The sequence below is a fragment of the Streptomyces sp. NRRL S-495 genome, from assembly GCF_000966955.1.
GTDB lineage: Bacteria > Actinomycetota > Actinomycetes > Streptomycetales > Streptomycetaceae > Kitasatospora > Kitasatospora purpeofusca.
This window is the reverse complement of sequence record NZ_JZWY01000964.1, coordinates 1-439: the sequence shown is the minus strand read 5'-3', so window position 1 is coordinate 439 and position 439 is coordinate 1. Positions and strand designations below refer to the sequence as shown.

The 439-nt window shown below is 68.3% G+C and carries 1 protein-coding gene; it reads left to right on the top strand.

The window, feature by feature from the left end:
• Positions 1-25 precede the first annotated feature (25 nt).
• Positions 26-439 carry a roadblock/LC7 domain-containing protein gene (locus VR45_RS37135; protein ID WP_043468791.1) on the top strand — a complete coding sequence of 138 codons (414 nt, stop codon included), beginning with the start codon at positions 26-28 and terminating at the stop codon, positions 437-439.

Sequence of the window (439 nt, the reverse complement as noted above, 5' to 3'; positions counted from 1 at the left end):
CACCAGGAGCGTTGAGTTGAGTCAGATGAGCCAGGCCGCACAGAACCTGAACTGGCTGATCACCAATTTCGTGGACAACACCCCTGGGGTGTCGCACACGGTGGTGGTCTCCGCGGACGGCCTCCTGCTGTGCATGTCGGAGGGTTTCCCTCGCGACCGCGCAGACCAGCTCGCCGCCGTCGCCTCCGGCCTCACCTCCCTCACCACCGGCGCCAGCCGGATCTTCGAGGGCGGCGAGGTCAACCAGACCGTGGTCGAGATGGAACGGGGCTTCCTCTTCCTGATGGCCGTCAGCGACGGCTCCGCCCTCGCCGTCCTCGCCGCCCCCGACTCCGACATCGGCCTGGTCGGCTACGAGATGGCCCTCCTCGTCGACCGCGCCGGCGCGGTCCTCACCCCCGCACTCCGCGCAGAACTCCAGGGCAGTCTCCTGCACTGA

Coding starts and splice junctions, on each gene's coding strand:
- VR45_RS37135 (WP_043468791.1), top strand. CDS start 26: ATGAGCCAGGCCGCACAGAACCTGAACTGGCTGATCACCAATTTCGTG.